This window comes from Limnohabitans sp. 15K (assembly GCF_002778285.1).
GTDB lineage: Bacteria > Pseudomonadota > Gammaproteobacteria > Burkholderiales > Burkholderiaceae_C > Limnohabitans_A.
The window spans coordinates 138,003-157,284 of sequence record NZ_NESM01000002.1 but is presented as its reverse complement, the minus strand read 5'-3'; the positions used below and the strand labels follow the sequence as shown (position 1 = coordinate 157,284).

Genomic DNA, 19,282 nt, shown 5'->3' with positions numbered 1-19,282 from the left:
GGGCTCGCTCCCACTTCAGGCCGGGGTATGGGTTTGCCGCGACAATAAGCTTCATGACAGCGGCACACGACGACATTTTGCTGGCCCAAGTGGCCGCGCTTCCTGCATTGCCGGGGGTTTACCGCTATTTCGACGCGCAGGGCCAAGTTCTGTATGTGGGCAAGGCCAAGCAGCTCAAAAAGCGGGTCTCGAGCTATTTCCAGAAGGACCATGGCGGCACACGCATTGGCCACATGGTCAGCAAGATCGCCCGCCTGGAGACCACGGTGGTGCGCTCCGAAGCCGAGGCACTGCTGCTCGAAAACAACCTGATCAAGACCCTCAGCCCGCGTTTCAACATCCTGTTTCGGGACGATAAAACTTACCCCTACCTCAAGCTCACGGGCAATGGCACGCTGTTTTTGAAAGCAGTGGAGGGTGCGCCTGAGCCGCAAACCTTTCCCCGTGTGGCCTATTACCGCGGTGCGGTTGAAAAAAAGCACCGCTACTTTGGCCCGTTTCCAAGTGCGTGGGCGGTCAAAGAATCGATTCAGCTTTTGCAAAAGGTGTTTCGCCTGCGCACCTGCGAAGACACGGTGTTTGCCAACCGCACCCGACCCTGTTTGCTGTTCCAAATCAAGCGCTGTTCTGGCCCCTGTGTGAACCTCATCTCGCCTGAAGCCTATGCCGACGATGTGCAACACGCCGAGCGCTTTTTGAAGGGCGAAACCCAATCGCTCTTGCAAGAGATGGAAGCGCGGATGATGGCCCATGCCGATCGCCTGGCTTTTGAGCAAGCGGCCGAGGTCCGCAACCAGATGACGGCGTTGTCGAGGGTGCTGCACCAGCAGTCGGTGGACACGGGCACCGACACCGATGTGGACATTTTGGCCGTGCGGGTGCAGGGCGGACGCGCTTGCGTGAACTTGGCCATGGTGCGCGGCGGTCGGCATTTGGGCGACCGGGCTTACTTTCCGGCGCATGTGGAAGATGCCCACGCTTTGCAGGCCATCGAAGACGATGAACAACCGCAGGTGGCGGTTGAGGTGCAGGTGCTCGAAGCCTTCATGGCCCAGCACTACATTGGTATTCCGGTTCCGGCGGCGTTGATCACCAGCGTGGCGGTCGACAAAGCGTTGGTGGCGGCCTTGTCGCAGCAAGCGGGTTACAAAATTGCAGCCGTGCACAACCCCCGCGAGCAGCGCCGGGTGTGGCTGGAGATGAGCGAGAAAAACGCCGACATCAAGTTGGCCCGTCTCTTGGCCGAAGAGGGCTCGCAACAAGCCCGCACCCGGGCCCTTGCGGACGCGCTGGATTTGGCCCCGGACGATCTGAACGCCTTGCACATCGAGTGTTTTGACATCTCGCACACGGCGGGTGAAAACACCCAAGCCTCTTGTGTGGTGTTTCGCCAGCACAAGATGCAGAGCAGCGAATACCGCCGCTACAACATCGAAGGCATCACGCCGGGCGACGATTACGCGGCCATGCGCCAGGTGTTGTTGCGCCGTTACGGCAAATTGGCCGAGGCCTTGCGCTCCGGCGAGGGCACGGCGCGGTTGCCTGACTTGGTGCTGATTGACGGCGGCAAAGGGCAAGTCAGCATGGCCCGCGAAGTGTTCACCCAATTGGGGCTGGACTTGTCGCGCATCGTCGGCGTGGAAAAAGGCGAAGGCCGCAAGGTGGGCCTGGAGGAGCTGGTGTTTGCCGATGGCCGCGAGAAGGTTTATCTGGGTAAGGATTCGGCCGCGCTCATGTTGGTGGCCCAAATTCGCGACGAGGCGCACCGTTTCGCCATTACGGGCATGCGGGCGCAGCGCGCCAAAGTGCGCATGGGCGGCAGCAAGATCGAAGAAATCCCCGGCATCGGGCCACGCAAACGGGCCAAATTGCTGCAACGTTTTGGTGGTGTGCGCGGCGTAGAAAGTGCGAGTGTCGAAGATTTGCTGGGCGTGGAGGGCATTTCGCGCGAATTGGCCGAGACCATTTACAACGCCTTGCACTGAAACCTATTTGTAGCAGCGGCGCCCCCGCCGCGAAAGAACCACCGCAGACCACGACCCATCATCCCGGGGCGGGGCTTCTCCAGTGTCAACCAGCGGTCATGCGCTTGATGCACAATCAGCCCATGTTTTTCACGATCCCCACCATCATGACTTGGACGCGCATTGTCGCGATCCCTTTGATCATTGGCGTGTATTACTTGGACAGCCTGTCGGTGGAGACGCAAAACCTGATCGCCACCATCTTGTTTGTGCTGTTTGCGTTCACCGATTGGTTGGACGGATTTTTGGCCCGAAAACTCAACCAGACCTCGGCATTTGGGGCCTTTTTGGACCCCGTGGCAGACAAGTTTTTGGTGTGCGCTGCCTTGCTGATGCTGGTGCAAATGGACCGGGTGAACGTGTTGGTGGCACTCATCATCATTGGCCGCGAAATTGCCATCTCGTCTTTGCGCGAATGGATGGCACAGATCGGCGCTGGTAAAAGCGTCGCCGTTCACATGGTGGGCAAACTCAAGACCACGGTGCAGATGGTGGCGATCCCGTTTTTGCTTTACAACGGGACGCTGTTGGGTGTGATTGACACCCGCGTTTGGGGTGCCGTGCTGATTGTGATCGCGGCCGTTTTGACGGTGTGGTCCATGGTTTATTACATGCAAAAGGCCTTGCCTGAAATCCGAGCCCGCGTGAAATGATCGGGGGCTGGTCATCTGTGGCTTGGGTGAGGGCGACACCAGTGGTGTTTGTGTTGATCTGGGCCACGGGCTTCATCGTGGCCCGTTTCGGCATGCCCCATGCACCCCCTCTGTCTTTTTTGTCGGTACGTTATGCCTTGTCGATTGCGTGCTTTTTGACTTGGATCGTCTGGGCCAAAGTGGCTTGGCCCCAAAGCCGTCGGCAATTTTTGCACTTGTCGGTCACCGGCATCTTGATGCACGCAGGCTATTTGGGCGGCGTTTGGGTGGCGGTGAAGGCGGGTATGGGTTCGGGCTTGTCGTCGTTGGTGGTCGGTTTTCAGCCCGTTTTGACGGCCATTTGGCTGGCCTACAGCTTGCGGGGCCATGACCAGCCCGGCATTTCGCGCCGGCAATGGCTGGGTTTGTTGCTTGGTTTTGTGGGTTTGTTGATGGTTGTGTGGCGCAAATTGACCTTGGACACGCCCTTGGACCATGTCACGCCCGCCAACATGGCATGTGCCCTGACGGCTTTGCTCAGCATCACGGTGGGCACGCTGTACCAAAAGCGCTATGTCAAACCCTGCGATGTGCGCACGGCCAACACGGTTCAGTTGCTGGCAGCCTTGTTGGTTACCTTGCCGCTTGCGTTGATGGAAACCGAGCCCATGCGTTGGAACAATGAGCTGGCCGGAGCCATGGCTTGGTCGGTGCTGGGCCTGACGTTGGGGGGCAGTTCGCTTTTGTACTTGCTGATCCAACGCGGTGCGGCGGCTTCGGTCACCAGCCTGATGTATTTGGTGCCGCCCACCACGGCCATGATGGCCTGGCTGCTCTTTGGCGAAACCATCACCGTCGCCACCCTGGTGGGCACAGCCCTCACGGCGCTGGGCGTGAGTTGGGTGGTGCGGCCATCTCGCCACTGACGCAAAACCCCTTGCTTTGTTGCTAAGCTCTTGGTTTTTCGATTTCGCACCCTTTGTTTTTTGATTCACAGAAAGTAACTCGTATGAGCAAGCACCGTATCGCTGTCATTCCCGGAGATGGCATTGGCAAAGAAGTCATGCCCGAAGGCCTGCGCGTGATGGACGCGGCAGCCCGCAAGTTCGGCATTGATTTGCACTTTGACCATTTCGACTTTTCCAGCTGGGATTACTGCGAAAAGCACGGCCAAATGCTGCCCGACAACTGGAAAGACCTGATCGGTGGCCACGATGCTTTGTATTTTGGTGCCGTGGGCTGGCCCGACAAAATTGCCGACCACGTCTCGCTGTGGGGCTCTTTGCTGCTGTTTCGCCGCGAGTTTGACCAGTACATCAACTTGCGCCCAGCCCGCTTGATGCCCGGCATCATCGCCCCCGTGGTGCGGCGTGACGGCAGCGCCCGCCAGCCCGGTGAGATCGACATGTACATCGTGCGTGAAAACACCGAAGGGGAATACTCCAGCGTAGGCGGCCGCATGTTCCCGGGCACCGAGCGCGAGATCGTGATGCAAGAGTCCATCATGACCCGCATTGGCGTCGACCGCGTTTTGAAATTTGCGTTCGAATTGTCGCAATCTCGTCCTAAAAAGCACCTGACCAGTGCCACCAAGTCCAACGGCATCGCCATTACCATGCCTTACTGGGATGAGCGTGTGGCCGAAATGGCCAAGGCTTATCCGGGCATCAACGTGGACAAGTTCCACATCGACATCTTGACGGCCCACTTTGTACAGCGCCCAGACTTTTTTGATGTGGTGGTGGCCAGCAACTTGTTTGGCGACATCCTGAGCGACTTGGGCCCTGCTTGCACGGGAACGATTGGCATCGCGCCCAGCGCCAACCTGAACCCTGACCGGAAATTCCCATCGCTGTTCGAGCCTGTGCATGGTTCGGCCCCCGACATCGCGGGTAAAGGCATTGCCAACCCGATCGGCCAGATCTGGTGCGGCGCGATGATGCTGGAGTTTTTGGGTCACAAAGACGCACACGATGCCGTTTTGGCGGCCATTGAGAAAGTGCTGGCTGCAGGTGCTGATGCACCCCGAACCCCCGATTTGGGCGGAACGGCCAACACGGCGGATGTGGGCAAAGCCATCGCTGCCGCGCTTTGATCGGCTCTTAAACAGGCTTCAACCATTGGCAGCGCATTGAATTTCTCTGATGCGCTGCCTTTTTTATGGATTTTTCAAGGATAAAATTCAATGTTGTACAAACCGGCTGTCCAAAACCTTGTGTTTTGATGTCGGGCACATTCATTGACCCATAAACAATGGATGCTGGACAAGACGACCTTGGTCTGATGGGCACTTTGTGTGCGATTAAAATCAAGGGTGCCAAAGTTCCAGAGCTTCACTTGCCAAATCAATGTGAAGTTTCGAATTGAAGATTTTTTATGTGGGGCGCTTAGCTCAGTTGGTAGAGCGGCTCCTTTACACGGAGTAGGTCGGCGGTTCGAGACCGTCAGCGCCCACCACCACATACAAACCAAGGCGAACCCTGTGTTCGCCTTTTTTGTTGATAACACGAGACTTCAAACATGTTTGATTCGATCCGCAACAACTCCAAAATTTTGATGGGTTTGTTGTTCTTGTTGGTAATTCCTTCTTTTGTCCTGTTTGGCATCGAAGGCTACAAACAGTTCGAGGACAAAGGTGCTGTGGTAGCCCGGGTCGATGGCAACAAGATCACCCAGTCAGAGTGGGATGCGGCTCACCAGGTGGAAGTGGACCGGATTCGCGCATCGGTGCCCAATCTTGACCCCAAGATGCTGGACTCGGCTGAAGCCCGTTACGCGACTTTGGACAAGTTGGTCAATGACCGTTTGATCGCATTGGCATCGGACAAGCAATTGCTGGTGACCAGCGATCAGCGCTTGGCGCGTTATCTGCAGCAAGACCCTTCGATTGCCGGTTTGCGCGGTGCAGACGGCAAGCTGGACATGGAACGCTACCGCCAACTGGCTGCCAGCCAAGGGATGACCCCTGAAATGCTTGAGGCCCGAGTGCGCCGTGATTTGTCCAATCAGCAAGTCTTGGCAGGTTTGCAAACCTCTGCGTTTGCCACCCAAAGTCAAACCGACACGGCTTTGAATGCTTACTTGCAGCGCCGTGATGTTCAGGTCAAGCGTTGGTCATCCGCTGACTTTGCCGCCAAAGTGGTCACGACAGATGCGGACCTGGAGACCTATTACAAACAAAATGCAGAGCGTTTCCGCACAACCGAAAACGTGGATGTGGAATTCTTGGTTTTGGACTTGCCCTCCTTGCAATCGCGCATCGCATTGCCTGAGCAAGACCTGAAAACTTATTACGAGCAAAACCTTCAGCGCTTGTCGGGTCAAGAACAACGCCGTGCCAGCCACATCCTGATCAACGCGGCCAAAGACCTGCCCGAGGCTGACAAGCAAAAAGCACGCACCAAAGCCGAAGAGTTGTTGGCGGCTGTGCGCAAAGCGCCCAAGAGCTTTGCCGAAGTTGCTCGTAAAAACTCTGAAGACACAGGCTCGGCTCAAAACGGGGGTGACTTGGACTTTTTCTCTCGTGGTGCCATGGTCAAGCCTTTTGAAGACGCGGCGTTCGCTTTGAAAAAGGGTGACATCAGCGACATCGTGACCTCAGATTTCGGCTTTCACATCATTTTGTTGACGGATGTGAAACAGCCGCCTGTGCCGTCGTTTGAATCGATGCGTCCTCAGTTGGAAGCTGATTTGCGCAAACAACAGGCCCAAAGGCAATTTGCCGAATTGGCCGAGACTTTCAGCAACAGCGTTTATGAGCAATCGGACAGCTTGGCACCTGTGGCTGAACGGTTGAAATTGACGGTTCAAAAAGCACAAACCCTGACGCGTACACCTGTGCCTGGTACACAAGGTGTGTTGAGCAACCCCAAACTGCTGCAAGCCATCTTTTCTGAGGATGCGGTCTCCAAGCGCCGCAACACGGCTGCGGTCGAAGTCGCGCCCAACACGCTCGTGTCGGCTCGCATCGTCACCCACCGCCCAGCCACGGTGCGTCCTTTTGACGATGTCAAAGCCGAAGCGCGCCAAGGTTTGACCCAAACCAAAGCGGCCGATTTGGCCAAAGCAGAAGGCATGGCTCGCTTGGCTGCTTGGCAGTCAGAGCCTGCACTAGCTACTTTGGGCGAAGCAATGATCGTTTCTCGCGACCAAGCACTCACGTTGCCGCAAGCGGTGATGGATGCGGCCTTGCGCGCAGACCCTTCCAAATTGCCGGCCTTGGTGGGTGTGGATCTGGGTGTCCAGGGTTATGCGGTGGTTCGTGTCAACAAAATTTTGCCTCGCCCAGAGGCCTCGGCTCAGCAAGCCGAGCAAACCCGTTCGCAATTTGCGCGCTTGTGGTCCCAAGCCGAATCTCAAGCTTATTTGGCGAGCTTGAAGTCCAAATTCAAAGTTGAAATGGTGGCGCAAAAACCTAAAAACTTGGGTGATGTGACTGCCGAAAAGCCCTGAGTCTCGGGCTATAATACAGATCTACGGTGGCTGTAGCTCAGTTGGTAGAGTCCAGGATTGTGATTCCTGTTGTCGTGGGTTCGAGCCCCATCAGCCACCCCAATATTTAAGAGCCCTAGAGACCATTTTGGTTTCTAGGGCTTTTTTCTTTTTCCGAACGATTTAGGGTTGTGTCGTAGGGCTTACTCTTCCTGCTTAAGACCCTAAAGCTAGTTCTGCCAGACCCCGTAGCCCAATCTTTGCAGCCTTATCGCTAAATCGACTTCCATGTATTGGGCATCTCCATAGGGCATGGGGTTGAGCTTTTCGTAGATCTCAGGCATCAGTCTGATGCCGTACTTCATGGCGTACTTGTTGGATTTGATGCCCGCTTTGTGTTGGTCAAAGCGGGTGTCGGGGTCGAGCCCCGTCATTCCTACGTAGACACAAGGCTTGCCAGTCACATAAGCGGGATTGGCCTTTTTGAACTTGGCTTCATTTAGAACATCCTTGTCTAACTCGATGACATAGACCTTATGCCGCTCACGCATGATTGAACTTTCTGTATGACCTTGACGATGGATTTGGGGAAATGCTGGACTTTTCGCGCTGCCCAAGTAGGCGTGGATCGGTTGATTGAAACATTGGCGACACACGCCAGTGCAAACCCTAGCCCGAAATCCTCACTTGTTCAAGAACAATGCGTCATTCGTTTTTTCAATTGCAAATAAAGGGCCAAGCATGAGCACCATGTCACTTCAGATCAACGGTCAGTCAGCGCCTGTTGACGTCGCTCCCAGCACCCCATTGTTGTGGGTGATTCGCGATGAACTCAAACTGACCGGCACCAAATTTGGCTGTGGCATTGCCCAATGCGGCGCCTGCACAGTGCACGTTGACGGCAAGCCAACACGTTCTTGCGTCACCCCTGTCTCGGCCGTGGCCGACAAAAAAATCACCACCATCGAAGGCCTTTCACCGACAGGTGAACACAAATTGCAAAAGGCATGGGTGGCCGAGCAAGTGCCTCAGTGCGGCTACTGCCAATCTGGGCAGATCATGCAAGCAGCAGCTTTGCTTGCGAAAAAGAAAAACCCCACGCGAGATGAAATCGTGGCCCACATGGACGGCAATATTTGCCGATGCGGCACCTACCAACGGATTGTCAAAGCCATTCAACGTGCAGCGAAAGAGGCCTAAGTCATGACCACAATTCAAAACACAAGCACCATGAAACGCCGCACATTTTTGGCCAGCGCCAGCGGTTTGACTTTTTCTCTGGCACTGGGTGGAGCAGGCCTGATGGGCAAGCAAGCCCAAGCGGCAGACAACGCGATGAAGGTCAATGCCTGGATCACCATTGGCACGGACAACAACGTCACGGTGATGGTGCCCACTGGCGAGATGGGCCAAGGCACGCTGACATCTTTGCCTTTGATTTTGGCCGAGGAGTTAGACGCAGACTGGTCGAAGGTCAAGACCGAATTGGCGCCGCCCAATCCCAAGGTCTACGGCAATCCTCATCCTTTGTTGAATGGCGGCCAAGCCTCACTCGCCAGCGTGGCCATTGCAGGCTACTTCAAACCCCTGAGGATTTTGGGCGCTCAAGCCAGGCTCGTGTTGGTCAACGCAGTGGCAGACAAATGGCAAGTGCCATCGACGGAACTGACGACCGACACGGGTTTCGTCATCCACGCGAAAACCAACCAGCGCATCAGCTACGGTGACGTTGCCAAATTCGCCACTGTTCCCGCAGAACTTCCCAAAATCAATGACAGTGATTTGAAAAAACCTGCGCAATTCAAATTGATCGGGCGAGAAGACATTGGTCGCAGCGATGTGAAATCAAAAACCAACGGCACCGCGCAGTTTGGTATCGATGTGAGCGTCCCCGACATGGTTTACGCCACGGTGCTCGAATCCCCTATGGAAGGTGCGAAAGCTGAAAACATCAACAGCGATGAAGCCTTGGCCATTCCAGGTGTGACCAAAGTGATTCCGCTGCCATTTGGTGTCGCGGTCATTGGCACCAGCGTGCACGCCACCCGAATGGCGCGCAACGTGCTGAAACAAAAGGTGACGTGGAACACCACGGGTGCTATCGCGGCCAACTTTGACTCTGAAAAAGCCAAGAAAGATTACGCCAAGCAGGGCATTGGCCCCAATGCGAAAACGATGGATGTTTTCAAACGCGGCGATTCGATCACCGCCATGGGCAATGCCAAGCAAACCATTGAAGCCACCTATTGGACGGAGCACTGCTACCACGCCCAACTCGAGCCGATGAACTGCATTGCGCGCATCCATCCAGACGGTCAGTCGGCTGAGATATGGACGGGCACCCAATTTGCCTTCTTGGGAACGGTCGCTGCCTCTGGTATTTTGAAAACCACCCCAGACAAAATCAAGGTCCATCAACAATTGTTGGGTGGCGGCTTCGGGCGACGCATCGCACCGGACAACATTGCACAAGCCGTGGTCTTGGCCAATGTGACTAAGCAAACCGTCAAGCTGCTGTTGACGCGCGAGGACGACATGGCCGCTGCACGCCCAAGGCCCATGACACACCATGTCATGCGCGCTGGTTTAGACGATGCGGGCAATCTTGTTGGATGGCGTCACCGCTTGGTTGCAGAAAACGTGGATGCCATCGCTTCGGCACCGCGCTTTCAAGCCACGGGCGGACGCGACTACATTGGTTGGAACGGCATCGACCTGCCTCACTACAACATTGAAAACGCCGCCGCCGAGGCCGTGCGTGAAATTCGCGGCATGCGTGTTCATGCCTTCCGAGGCATTGGTGCGGGGCACAACAAGTTTGCGATTGAATGTTTTGTGGACGAAGTGGCGCACGCGAAAAAAACCGATCCACTGGCCATGCGCTTACAACTGACGCAGCACGATGCGAGGGCCAATGCGGTGCTTCGCGAAGTGGCCAAAATGTCAGATTGGAAACGCAAGCGCAACGGCCGTGGCTTGGGCATTGCGTTTTCCGACTACCACGGCACTTTGGCTGCTGGCGTGGTGGAGGTGTCACTGAACCGTCAAACTGGAAAAATCAAAGTTCACCACATGTGGCTGGCGGTCGACCCCGGTTTGGCCGTCCAACCCGTCAATATCTTGGCCCAACTGGAAGGGGCAGCCGTATTTGGTTTGTCGGTCGCCCTGATCGAAGAGTTGACCATCAAAGATGGCGCGCCGGTTCAATCCAACTTCAACGACTACCCCGTGCTTCGCATGAGCGATATGCCTGAGATCCATACCAAGCTGGTGAAGTCAGATGCTGCGCCTACCGGTATGGGCGAAATTGGCGTGTTGCCTGTGGCACCGGCTATCGCCAACGCCATCTTCCAACTCACTGGCAAGCGACTGCGTGCTTTGCCCATGTCACCACAACGCGTCAAAAATGCGTTGACGTGATGGGGTGTTTGACAAGGCGAAGATTCACCCTATCCACGGGGTGTTTGTTCTAGCCTGAATCTGAAAAAGCCCTTTTGGTTCCAGAAGGGCTTTTTTGTTTCTGCATGCCTTTGTTTGTGGGGTCAAGTTGTCCCGTATTGCTCACTGCTTACACCCTACTTATCCACAGCTTTATCCCGTGACTCACTGGCTGGCACGGGCTAACATCGCGGTTTAGTTTGCCGGTACACCATGTCTGCTGTTTTTACCCCCCATTTGAGCGAATTTCCCGCTGACCTTTCCTCTGACAGTCAAATTGCCAAGTTGCGCGTACCACCGCATTCGATCGAAGCCGAGTCGAGCGTTTTGGGGGGCTTGCTTTTGGACAATGGCGCATGGGACCGTGTGGGTGATTTGCTGGTGGACTCCGACTTTTACCGCCACGAGCACAAGCTGATTTACACCGCCATTGGGGCGTTGATTAACACTTCCAAGCCCGCAGACGTCATCACGGTCAGTGAGCAGTTGCAAAACCAAGGTAAAACGGCCGAAATGGGTGGCCTGGGTTACTTGAACTCCTTGGCGCAGTACGTGCCCAGCGCCAGCAATATTCGACGTTATGCCGAGATCGTTCGCGAGCGTTCGATCTTGCGCAAACTTGTGTCAGCCAGTGATGAAATCGCGACCAATGCGTTCAACCCGCAGGGCAAAGCGATTGACCGCATCTTGGACGAAGCCGAGCAAAAAATCTTCAACATTGGGGAAGAAGGCTCGCGCATGAAGCAGGGCTTCCAGTCCATGGACACCCTGGTGGTGGAGCTGCTCGACCGCGTTCAAGAGATGGCCGACAACCCCAACGACATCACGGGCGTGCCGACAGGTTTTTACGATTTGGACCGCATGACCTCGGGTTTGCAGCCCGGCGATATGGTCGTGATTGCGGCCCGACCTTCGATGGGTAAGACGGCTTTTGCGGTCAACATTGCCGAACATGTGGCCTTGAACGAGGGCTTGCCGGTGGCGGTGTTCTCGATGGAAATGGGCGCATCTCAGTTGGCGGTGCGTGTGGTGGGCTCCATTGGCCGCATTGACCAGGGCCATTTGCGCACCGGCAAGCTGAGTGACGACGAGTGGCCACGCTTGACGGAGGCCATCGAAAAATTGCGCACGGTGTCTTTGCACATCGATGAAACACCGGGCCTCACGCCTTCCGAGTTGCGGGCCAACGCGCGCCGTTTGGCGCGGCAGTGTGGCAAGTTGGGCTTGATTGTGGTGGATTACTTGCAGCTGATGAGTGGCTCTGGCGGCTCGGGCGGCGACAACCGCGCGACCGAGTTGGGTGAGATTTCGCGGGGCTTGAAAATGCTGGCCAAAGAACTCCAGTGCCCAGTGATTGCGTTGTCGCAGCTCAACCGAAGCGTCGAGCAACGCACCGACAAACGGCCCATGATGAGCGATTTGCGCGAATCCGGTGCCATTGAGCAAGATGCCGACATCATCATGTTCATTTACCGCGACGATTACTACAACAAGGATTCCAAAGATCCGGGTGTGGCCGAAATCATCATCGGCAAACAACGAAACGGCCCTACTGGCACGGTCCGTTTGACCTTCCTGAAGAACTTGACGCGTTTCGAAAGTTTGGCGTCGGGTCTGAGTGACGATTACTGAGACCCGACTGGCGCTCTTGGCTGACGCTCAGAGAGCGTCGCTGGCAAAGTCGGCCAAGCGCGAACGCTCGCCACGTGCCAAGGTGATGTGGCCGCCGTGTGCCCAGCCTTTGAATCGGTCCACCGCATAGGTCAAGCCCGATGAGCCTTCGGTCAAATAAGGCGTGTCAATTTGGGCCAAATTGCCCATGCAAATGATTTTGGTCCCCGGGCCGGCTCGGGTGATCAAGGTTTTCATTTGCTTGGGCGTCAGGTTCTGGGCCTCGTCAATGATCACGTACTTGTTCATGAAAGTACGGCCGCGCATGAAGTTCATGCTCTTGATCTTGATGCGGCTCTTGATCAGCTCGTTGGTGGCTGCGCGACCCCATTCGCCTGAATTGCCGCCATCGCCCTTGGCCAAAAATTCCAGGTTGTCGTCCAGTGCGCCCATCCAGGGGCCCATTTTTTCTTCTTCAGTGCCTGGCAAAAAGCCAATGTCCTCGCCCACGCTCACCGTAGCACGGGTCATGATGATCTCGGTGTAACGGCGGTCGTCCAGCACCTGGGTCAAGCCTGCCGCCAAGGCCATAAGGGTTTTGCCCGTGCCCGCAGTGCCTGCCAATGTCACGAAATCAATGTCTGGGTCGGTGAGCAAATTGACGGCGAAGTTTTGTTCGCGGTTGCGTGCGGTCACGCCCCAAACGGCATTTTTTTGATGGCCGAAATCTTTCAAGGTCCGCAAGACAGCTGTTTTGCCACGGATTTCGGTCACCCGTGCGTACAAACTCGGTTCGCCCGGTGCTTCGAAATACACAAACTGGTTGATGAACAAGCTGGGCACGATGGGGCCCGATATTCTGTAAAACGTGTTCGTCCCTTGCTGCCAGCTTTCCACTGTTTTACCGTTTTTGACCCAAAAATCGACAGGCAAAGCCAGTGATCCCGGGTAGAGCAAATCACCGTCTTCCAGGGTTTTGTCGTTTTGGTAATCCTCTGCCAGCAAGCCCAGTGCACGGGCTTTGACGCGCATGTTGATGTCTTTGGACACCAGCACCACTTCGCGAGGTGCATGCATCTGCCCGAGCGCTTTGACCACGCCCAAAATCTGGTTGTCTGCTTTGCCTTGGGGTAGGGCCAAGGGCAAGCTCAAATCGAGTGCTTGGGTCTGGAAAAACAATTGGCCCGAGGCATCCGAGTGGCCCCTGACATTCAAGGGTGAGCCTTGGCTCAGGTCTTGGCCTTGACCGGATGCCAAAACGTCGAGCGAGCGACTGGCTTGGCGGGCATTGCGCGCCACCTCGGTCATGCCTTTTTTATGGCCATCCAGCTCTTCCAGGACGATCATGGGCAAGAAGACATCGTGCTCTTCAAACCGAAAAAGGCTCATCGGGTCGTGCATAAGGACATTGGTGTCCAACACGAAAAGTTTCTTAGGGCCGTTTTTGCGTTTGGCGCGGGGCGTTGTGGGCTGGGTGAGCACGGGTTTGGGTGCAGCAGACTTTGGCTCAGTGGAAGTTGCCGGAGCCGTATAAGGTGTTTGACCAGATGCAGACGCAGTTGCAGAAGACGGCTTGCGGGAGCGCGGAGTGGTTTTGGTGTCTGACGCAACGCTGGGCGATGCAACGGCTACTGGCGAACTTGCAACCCCCTTTGGGGCCTTGGTTTCCACTTGAATCATGGCCGGAACGTTTTCCTCCTCAATGCCAGAGGAAACAAAAGCAGACGCAGTCAGGCGGCTGGCACGTTGGGCAGGGGCGGGTGGCAGTGGCATGGGCAATGGCCTCTTGAGGGGTAAATGATTCGGTCGTCGAAAAATAAAAAGCCGCCTGGACAACCAGGCGGCTTTTCAATGAGGAGGGCTGATTTTCAGCGGCATAAAAACATTATGCACGAGCCGAATGTCAAAACTGACACAGGGGGATCATGCTACCGCAGCAGCTTTTTTCAAGTCTTTCACAGCTTTGAGCACTTCTTCCACATGCCCTGGCACTTTCAGACCGCGCCATTCCTGTTTGAGTGTGCCATCTGCACCCACCAAGAAGGTGCTGCGCTCGATGCCTTTGACTTTTTTGCCGTACATGATTTTGTTTTTCACAACACCAAACATGTGGCACATTTTTTCTTCGGTGTCGGCGATCAACTCGAAGGGCAATTCCAGCTTGCCTTTGAAGTCATCGTGGGATTTCATGTTGTCGCGCGAAACGCCCAAAACCAGCGCGCCTGCTTTGACAAAGTCTTTGTACTTGTCACGGAACTGCATGGCCTCTGTGGTGCAGCCGGGTGTGTTGTCTTTGGGATAGAAGAACAAAACCACGGGTTGGCCGAGGTGTGAAATGTTGGAAACTTTCAGTCCGCTGGTCGCGTTAGCTTCAAATTCGGGGAGGGGTTTGTTAAGAACGATCGCCATAAAACTTTGAACTCGCTTGACAGGTGGTGCGCCTGTCAACCTGCAAAGTCGACAGTTTCGCTAAAGGCCGTGGGACCCGGCAACCTTAGATTTTACTCTGAAAGGCGTCCTTCAGGCCAGCTAGACCTTGTGAACAAGGATGGAATGCAAATGCATGCTTTACGTTTCCAGCAACAAAGCCACCACCACCTTGCGTCCTTCGCTGGCCAAAATGTTGTAAGTGCGGCAGGCGGCCGCCGTGTCCATGGTCTCCATGCCAATGCCCTTGGTGATCAAGCTGGAAAGCCAAGCGGGCTGAGGAAAACGCAAGCGCTGGCCGCTGCCAAACAGGACCAATTCAGCCCCACTGTGGGCCAAAATTTCAAAATCTGAAGGGGTCAGGTCTTCAAAACGCTGGACGGCCCACGCTTGAGGGCTTGAACCCGCCAAGCTGCTGACCACCAAAGAGCTCGTGAAACGCTGTGCGTTGACCTCTATCCATCCGGGTCCGTACGCATTGATGGTGAGGCTGTTGGATTTGTCGGGTTGTAGTTTCATGCGTGTGTGGGCAGGGACGTGCCCTTGCCGGCTGAACAATAGAGAGCATCCTCTGGGAGCTTGGGCCAAGACAGCCTTGAAATGTGGTCAAATTATAGGTTTTCTCCCTCTTGAAACTCCTTTTGGAGATACTTTGAAGCCAATTCAAAAATCAGCCAAGCTGGCCAACGTTTGTTATGACATCCGGGGCCCGATCATGGACCGCGCCCGCCAGATGGAAGAGGACGGTCAGAAGATCATCAAACTGAACATCGGAAACCTGGCGGTTTTTGGTTTTGATGCGCCAGAAGAAATTCAGCAAGACATGATCCGAAACCTGCCCAATTCAGCGGGTTACTCGGACAGCAAAGGCATTTTTGCGGCGCGCAAGGCGGTGATGCACGAAACCCAAAAGCAGGGCATTCAAGGGGTCACGCTGGACGACATTTACCTGGGCAACGGGGCCAGCGAATTGATTGTGATGGCGACCAACGGCTTGCTTGACGATGGCGACGAGTTGCTCTTGCCCTCGCCCGATTACCCACTGTGGACGGCGGCGGCCAGCTTGTCTGGCGGAACTCCCGTGCATTACCGATGCGATGAAGCCAATGGCTGGATGCCTGATTTGGCCGACATCCGCGCCAAAGTGACGCCGCGCACCAAAGGCATTGTGGTCATCAACCCCAACAACCCTACAGGTGCTTTGTACGCCGATGAGTTGCTGTTGGGCATCGTGGCCATTGCCCGCGAGCATGGCTTGGTGATCTTCGCCGACGAGGTGTACGACAAGGTTTTGTACGACGGCGTCAAACACACCCCTTTGGGCAGTTTGTCTCAAGATGTTCTGACCCTGACTTTCAACTCTCTGTCCAAAAGTTACCGCTCTTGCGGCTACCGCGCGGGCTGGATGGTGATCTCGGGTGACAAAAAGAGAGCCCGCGATTATATCGAGGGCCTGAACATGCTCTCCAACATGCGTTTGTGTGCCAACGTGCCGGGGCAATGGGCCATTCAAACAGCCTTGGGCGGTCACCAGAGCATCAACGAGTTGGTGGGCGAGGGCGGTCGATTGCGCAAGCAGCGCGATTTGGCGCACCAGCTGATCACGGCGATCCCGGGGGTTAGCTGTGTCAAACCGCGTGCGGCCTTGTACATGTTTCCCAAGCTCGATCCCCAAATTTACCCGGTGCAAGACGATCAGGATTTCTTTTTGCAACTGCTGGAAGAAACCAAGGTCATGTTGGTGCAAGGCACGGGATTTAACTGGCCCGATGCCGACCATTTCCGCATTGTGTTTTTGCCGCATGAAGACGATTTGCGCGAAGCGATTGCTCGCGTGGCACGCTTTTTGGAAGGCGCTCGTCAACGTTTTGGCACCGAAGCCTTGGTGGCTTGAATTCAATCCTTGCCCGAACATTTCGGGCGCACAGCAGTAAAGAAGTTAAAAAATGAAACCGATCAAAGTGGGCCTGTTGGGCATGGGCACTGTGGGCAGTGGCACTTTCAACGTACTCAAGCGCAACCAAGAAGAAATCCAGCGCCGTGCGGGCCGTGGCATTGAAATTGCCATGGTGGCCGACTTGGACGTGGCGCGTGCTCAAGCCCTGGTGGGTGAGGGCGTTCAGGTGGTGGGTGATGCCCGCGCTGTGATTGCCAACCCTGAGATCGACATCGTCATTGAGCTGATCGGTGGTTACGGCATTGCCAAGGCCTTGGTGATGGAAGCCATTGCTGCGGGCAAACATGTGGTAACGGCCAACAAGGCTTTGCTGGCCGTGCATGGCACCGAAATTTTTGCAGCGGCCCAAGCCAAGGGGGTGATGGTGGCTTTTGAAGCCGCTGTCGCCGGTGGCATTCCGATCATCAAGGCGCTGCGCGAGGGCCTCACGGCCAACAGCATCCAATGGGTGGCGGGCATCATCAACGGCACCACCAACTTTATCTTGTCCGAAATGCGCGACAAGGGTCTGGACTTTGCCGATGTGCTCAAAGAAGCCCAACGTTTGGGTTATGCCGAAGCCGATCCGACCTTTGACATCGAAGGCGTGGACGCTGCCCACAAAGTGACCTTGATGAGTGCGATCGCCTTTGGCATCCCTGTTCAGTTTGACAAAGCTTACGTGGAGGGCATCACGAAGTTGGGCGCCGCCGACATCAAATATGCCGAGCAATTGGGTTACCGCATCAAGCTGCTCGGTATCACCAAGCGCACCGCTCAGGGCATTGAACTGCGTGTGCACCCCAGCCTGGTGCCGACCCAGCGCTTGATTGCCAACGTCGAAGGCGCCATGAACGCCGTCATGGTGCAAGGTGACGCTGTGGGCACCACTTTGTATTACGGCAAAGGCGCGGGTTCCGAGCCCACCGCCAGCGCGGTGATCGCCGATTTGGTGGACATCACCCGTTTGCACACAGCCGACCCGCTCAACCGCGTGCCGCATTTGGCTTTCCAACCGGGTTCCATGAGCAGCTTGGCCGTGTTGCCCATGTCCGAAGTGGTGACCAGCTATTACCTGCGTTTGCGCGTGGCCGACCAAGCGGGCGTGCTGGCCAAAGTGACCGGCTTGCTGGCCGATGCGGGCATCAGCATCGACGCGGTTTTGCAGCGCGAGGCCGATCAGGTCAGCCAAGCCGACGAAAACCAGACCGACGTGATCATTTTGACCCACGACACCCGTGAAGGCACCTTGAACGATGTGCTGGCCCAAATGCAAGCCCTGCCAACCGTGATGGCACCCATCGTCCGCATTCGCAAAGAAGAGTTGAACTGATGCGCTACCTGTCTACCCGTGGTCACACGGACCGCAAACAATTTTGTGAAATTTTGCTCGAAGGCTTGGCACCTGACGGCGGACTTTACTTGCCTGAAAGTTACCCGCAGATCGACGCAGCCGCCTTGACCCGCTTGCGCGGTGTCTGGCAAAGCCAAGGTTATGCAGACTTGGCCTTTGAGGTCTTGTCGCTCTACATCGACGACATTCCAGCCAGCGACCTGCAGGCTTTGTGCCGCAAGACCTACACCGCTGAAGTGTTTGGCACCCCGGAAATCGTGCCGCTCAAGCCATTGAAGGCTGTTGGCCAAGCCCAGCCCGACATGTATCTGGAAGCCTTGTCCAACGGACCCACTTTGGCCTTCAAAGACATGGCCATGCAGTTGCTGGGCAACTTGTTTGAATACGAGCTGGCGCGGCGCGGTGAAGCCTTGAACATTTTTGGGGCCACGTCTGGCGACACCGGCAGCGCGGCTGAGTACGCCATGCGCGGCAAAAAGGGTGTGCGCGTTTTCATGACCAGCCCAAACGGTCGCATGAGCCCGTTCCAGCAAGCCCAAATGTTCAGCCTGCTCGACGAGAACATCCACAACATCGCCATTGAAGGTGTGTTCGATGACTGCCAGGACATCGTCAAGGCCGTCTCCAACGATCTGGATTTCAAGCGCAAATACAAAATCGGAACCGTCAACTCCATCAACTGGGCGCGTTTGTTGGCCCAGGTTGTCTATTACTTTGCCGGTTACTTTCAGGCCACCCAAAGCAACGAGCAAAAGGTCAGCTTCACGGTGCCCAGTGGCAACTTTGGCAACGTGTGCGCAGGCCATGTGGCCCGCATGATGGGTTTGCCGATTGACCGCTTGGTGGTCGCGACCAACGAAAACGATGTGCTGGACGAGTTTTTCCGCACGGGCATTTACCGCGTGCGCGGCACGGCCGATACACACGAGACCTCCAGCCCGTCCATGGACATTTCCAAAGCCAGCAACTTCGAACGCTTTGTGTTTGACCTGCTGGAACGGGATGCCGCCAAAACCAAAGCCATCTTTGGCGAAGGCCTGAGCACGCAAGGCTTCTTCGACCTGTCGGCCGATGCGCGCTTTGCCCAAGCGGCCACAACGTATGGTTTTGACAGCGGCCGCAGCACCCACGCTGACCGTCTGAAGACCATTCAGCAGGTTTTTGCCAGCTACGGCTTGATGATCGACACCCACACCGCCGATGGCGTGAAAGTGGCCAAAGAGCACCTGACACCTCAAGTGCCCATGATCGTGCTGGAAACCGCTTTGCCCATCAAGTTCGCAGCCACCATCGTGGAAGCCTTGGGCCGTCAACCCGATCGCCCACCGCAGTTTGAAGGCATCGAAGCCCTGCCCAAGCGGGTACAGGTGATGGCGGCAGATGTGGATTTGATCAAGGCCTACATCACCGAGCATTGCGACTGAAACCC

15 protein-coding genes and 2 tRNA genes are annotated in these 19,282 nt (G+C 55.9%); 13 read left to right on the top strand and 4 right to left on the bottom strand.

All coding sequences use genetic code 11. From position 1 onward, the window contains the following. The first annotated feature begins 53 nt into the window (after positions 1-53). The 7 genes from uvrC (at position 54) to B9Z40_RS09530 (ending at position 7,210) form a co-directional block, all read left to right on the top strand. On the top strand, positions 54-1,985 hold the full coding sequence (gene uvrC, locus B9Z40_RS09560; RefSeq protein ID WP_100173136.1) for an excinuclease ABC subunit UvrC: 1,932 nt from the start codon (positions 54-56) through the stop codon (positions 1,983-1,985). 122 nt (positions 1,986-2,107) lie between these two features. After that, a complete protein-coding gene (gene pgsA / locus B9Z40_RS09555) occupies positions 2,108-2,677 on the top strand; it encodes a CDP-diacylglycerol--glycerol-3-phosphate 3-phosphatidyltransferase (RefSeq protein WP_100173436.1) in 570 nt (189 codons plus the stop codon). Then, positions 2,674-3,582, top strand: a complete 909-nt coding sequence (locus B9Z40_RS09550) for a DMT family transporter (protein ID WP_100173135.1) — start codon at positions 2,674-2,676, stop codon at positions 3,580-3,582. Before pgsA ends, B9Z40_RS09550 begins: the two co-directional genes overlap by 4 nt. 83 nt (positions 3,583-3,665) lie before the next feature. Further along, a complete protein-coding gene (locus B9Z40_RS09545) occupies positions 3,666-4,751 on the top strand; it encodes a tartrate dehydrogenase (protein WP_100173134.1) in 1,086 nt (361 codons plus the stop codon). A 286-nt stretch (positions 4,752-5,037) separates the two neighbouring features. Then, a tRNA-Val gene (locus tag B9Z40_RS09540) sits at positions 5,038-5,113 on the top strand. Positions 5,114-5,176: 63 nt separating this feature from the next. Further along, entirely contained in the window at positions 5,177-7,108 is a 1,932-nt protein-coding gene (locus B9Z40_RS09535) for a SurA N-terminal domain-containing protein (RefSeq protein WP_100173133.1), read from the top strand. Between the two features lie 26 nt (positions 7,109-7,134). Then, a tRNA-His gene (locus tag B9Z40_RS09530) sits at positions 7,135-7,210 on the top strand. A 107-nt stretch (positions 7,211-7,317) separates the two neighbouring features. Here B9Z40_RS09530 and B9Z40_RS09525 read toward each other — a convergent pair. Beyond that, positions 7,318-7,638 carry a hypothetical protein gene (locus tag B9Z40_RS09525; protein ID WP_100173132.1) on the bottom strand — a complete coding sequence of 107 codons (321 nt, stop codon included), beginning with the start codon at positions 7,636-7,638 and terminating at the stop codon, positions 7,318-7,320. Positions 7,639-7,837: 199 nt separating this feature from the next. Here B9Z40_RS09525 and B9Z40_RS09520 point away from each other — a divergent pair, with 199 nt between their 5' ends. From B9Z40_RS09520 to dnaB, 3 genes are all read left to right on the top strand, one after another. Next, positions 7,838-8,287 carry a (2Fe-2S)-binding protein gene (locus tag B9Z40_RS09520; RefSeq protein WP_199172549.1) on the top strand — a complete coding sequence of 150 codons (450 nt, stop codon included), beginning with the start codon at positions 7,838-7,840 and terminating at the stop codon, positions 8,285-8,287. Positions 8,288-8,290: 3 nt separating this feature from the next. Further along, positions 8,291-10,507, top strand: coding sequence for a molybdopterin cofactor-binding domain-containing protein (locus B9Z40_RS09515; RefSeq protein ID WP_100173130.1), 2,217 nt, complete (start codon positions 8,291-8,293; stop codon positions 10,505-10,507). Positions 10,508-10,738: 231 nt separating this feature from the next. Further along, the gene (dnaB, locus tag B9Z40_RS09510) at positions 10,739-12,157 is read left to right on the top strand and encodes a replicative DNA helicase (protein ID WP_100173129.1); all 1,419 of its coding nucleotides are present in this window, start codon (positions 10,739-10,741) and stop codon (positions 12,155-12,157) included. Between the two features lie 27 nt (positions 12,158-12,184). Here dnaB and B9Z40_RS09505 read toward each other — a convergent pair whose 3' ends face one another. The 3 genes from B9Z40_RS09505 to B9Z40_RS09495 all read right to left on the bottom strand — a co-directional run bounded on the left by B9Z40_RS09505 (position 12,185) and on the right by B9Z40_RS09495 (position 15,082). Continuing rightward, positions 12,185-13,909 (bottom strand): PhoH family protein, encoded by a 1,725-nt coding sequence (locus tag B9Z40_RS09505; protein ID WP_100173128.1) that lies wholly within the window; start codon positions 13,907-13,909, stop codon positions 12,185-12,187. Between the two features lie 150 nt (positions 13,910-14,059). Further along, positions 14,060-14,545, bottom strand: a complete 486-nt coding sequence (locus B9Z40_RS09500) for a peroxiredoxin (RefSeq protein WP_100173127.1) — start codon at positions 14,543-14,545, stop codon at positions 14,060-14,062. A gap of 159 nt (positions 14,546-14,704) precedes the next feature. Next, on the bottom strand, positions 14,705-15,082 hold the full coding sequence (locus tag B9Z40_RS09495; protein ID WP_100173126.1) for an Mth938-like domain-containing protein: 378 nt from the start codon (positions 15,080-15,082) through the stop codon (positions 14,705-14,707). 133 nt (positions 15,083-15,215) lie between these two features. Between B9Z40_RS09495 and B9Z40_RS09490 the strand changes: the two genes are divergently transcribed. Genes B9Z40_RS09490 through thrC form a run of 3 tightly spaced genes read left to right on the top strand, consistent with a single transcriptional unit; the run spans position 15,216 to position 19,277 of the window. Further along, a complete protein-coding gene (locus B9Z40_RS09490; protein ID WP_100173125.1) occupies positions 15,216-16,457 on the top strand; it encodes a pyridoxal phosphate-dependent aminotransferase in 1,242 nt (413 codons plus the stop codon). 52 nt (positions 16,458-16,509) lie between these two features. Next, complete coding sequence (locus B9Z40_RS09485) at positions 16,510-17,832, top strand: homoserine dehydrogenase (protein WP_100173124.1); 1,323 nt, start codon at positions 16,510-16,512, stop codon at positions 17,830-17,832. After that, positions 17,832-19,277: a threonine synthase gene (thrC, locus tag B9Z40_RS09480; RefSeq protein ID WP_100173123.1), complete on the top strand. Its 1,446-nt coding sequence runs from the start codon at positions 17,832-17,834 to the stop codon at positions 19,275-19,277. Before B9Z40_RS09485 ends, thrC begins: the two co-directional genes overlap by 1 nt. Positions 19,278-19,282 lie beyond the last annotated feature (5 nt).